Here is a 1,969-nt window from a genome sequence, read left to right as displayed (position 1 = left end):
CGCCCGCAGCGCAATGTTCCGACGCTCGAAGTCCAGTTCTGCGTACAGGTCACGCTGCGCCAGCAGGCGCTCAAGCGCTTGCACCCAGTTCTCGCCAGCGCGCGTGGCGAAGCGCATCTCCTGGCTCAGGGCGATATCCTTCTGTGCTGATCCGGTCCAGCCTGCCGGGGCGAGGGTCTTGATCAACGGCGCAAGCGGCATCGTGGTGTCGCTCGGGCGCACCAGCGCGAGACCATTGTGATTGCCGATCAAGGCAATGCGCCCGCTAAAGCCGCTGAAGCCACGCGGCAACTCGCCGGCAGGATTCGCGGGCTCGCCAGTGAACCCGTTGGCTCGCGTCCAGCGCGCAACCACCTCGCTTCCGTTCGTGGTGTAGCGCACGACATCAGGCACGCCATCCAGCACGATATACGGACCAGATTGCTGCCCACCTCCCGCGACAATCTGCTGTCCAGCGCGAGGCTGGATGTAGGTGCTACTGCCGTCGTTGAAAATCATCGCCGGCCGGTCACTTGCCTTGGCCACGACCTGGTAGTCGAAGTCGAACGGATCGGTCGGCGCGGCAGATACCGGTCCGCTGATCAAGAGGGCGGCGGCGGCGTAAAGAAGATGCTTGCTCATTGGGCCCTGCTGTCCATTTGCTTGAAGTGGTTCATGAATCGAGCCAGATACGGCCCGCCGCGGCTCGGGTCGGCGCTGTGGTACCAGGCCACCGCCTTCATCGCTGAGCCGCTGCGTTGCAGGTTCTCCGTTAGGATGGCTTCGGCCACGCGGATGTTGGATGCCGGAGCCAGCGCGTCCCACGACGAGGCGAACCGCTGGCCGTGGTAACACCAGTTGATCTGCATGATCCCAACGTCGAAATTGCAGCGCTTCTCGGAAAGCAGTTGATTGATCGCGGCATGCGCGTCTTCCCGGGTGGCGAAGTACATGCCGCGACCGGCCACATTGAGGGTCCACGGCCAGGGTCGGCCCCGATACGCCGATTCATTCATGGCAATGCTGGCCAGGATCTGTGGATCGACGCGCGCGCTCATCTGCGCAAAGGCTTCCGTCTTCGGTGCACAGGCCCAGCCGCCACGGCGCTCGACCAGCGCCACCTGGGCTCCCTCGTCCAGCGTCTCAGGGCGCAGCCAGCCGTCGCGTGCAAGCAGCGTCGTGAGCGGCATGGTCCGCCCGTGCGACTCGACCGCCGGCGCCTGTCCGGATTCCATGCGCAGCGTCGTCCCAATCAACCGCGCCGACCAGCCGACGAACGGATCCAGCCCGCAATAGAGCACAGGCTTGCCCGGCAGCGTGACGATGCGCGCCCCGCCACTGTCGCGCACGATCAGCGTGGTCGGGCTCACCATGGCCTCGACGGTCTGCGCGCCGGCGCCCGTCGCGGCCAGCACCAACAGGAACGCGGCAGCACCCCTAATCACGGTAGGGCTCCAGCACGATGTCGTGCTTGACCTGCACCATCATCTTCTGTCCGGGCTTGGTGGTGATGGTCGGACGGATGTTCTGGTTGCGGTTCAGGATCGTCTGCGCCGTCTGCGCGGCGACCTGGCCCGCCGTATTGCCGTAGGTCGTGATGCCTGCTGGGGAGGCAGTCGTCGCCGTTGCGGTATTGTTGAAGCGCTGCTCCAGCACGCCGATGATCAGGGCTCCCGAGAAGATCTTGAAGAAGTGGTTGTTGACGTCGCCACTGATGCCCGCATAGCCGTTCGGATCGGCCCCGCCCATGCCAAGCAGCGGTACCCACTTGCCATTAGGCAGTTGCATCCGGACGAATGCCGCCAGAATGCGCTCCTGCCCGATGCCGATGTCGCTGCTGTATGTACCAACGAGCGTCGAGCCTGCCGGAATGGCTTTGCAAGTGCCGTTGACCGTGTCGTAGACGTCGTTCGTGACGGTGGCGCGGAATTCGCCGGGCTTGTCCGAATTGAGGCCGCCGACGAAGGTAGCAGGAATCACGAATCCCTGG

The 1,969-nt window shown here is 64.5% G+C and carries 3 protein-coding genes; all 3 read right to left on the bottom strand.

Going from position 1 to position 1,969, the window contains the following annotated elements; all coding sequences use genetic code 11:
• On the bottom strand, positions 1-621 hold a 621-nt coding region (locus ACYP5B_RS42195), incomplete at its 3' end, for a TrbG/VirB9 family P-type conjugative transfer protein (protein WP_459573574.1).
• Positions 618-1,400 carry a lysozyme family protein gene (locus ACYP5B_RS42190; protein WP_459573575.1) on the bottom strand — a complete coding sequence of 261 codons (783 nt, stop codon included), beginning with the start codon at positions 1,398-1,400 and terminating at the stop codon, positions 618-620. The genes ACYP5B_RS42195 and ACYP5B_RS42190, both read right to left, overlap by 4 nt.
• Positions 1,401-1,416: 16 nt before the next feature.
• Positions 1,417-1,969: TraB/TrbI/VirB10 family type IV secretion system protein (locus ACYP5B_RS42185; RefSeq protein ID WP_459573573.1), on the bottom strand; the 553-nt coding region annotated here is incomplete at its 5' end.

It is taken from the genome of Cupriavidus sp. 8B (genome assembly GCF_054589115.1).
The sequence above is the reverse complement of the archived record's forward strand: the minus strand, read 5'-3'. Positions and strand labels throughout refer to the sequence as shown.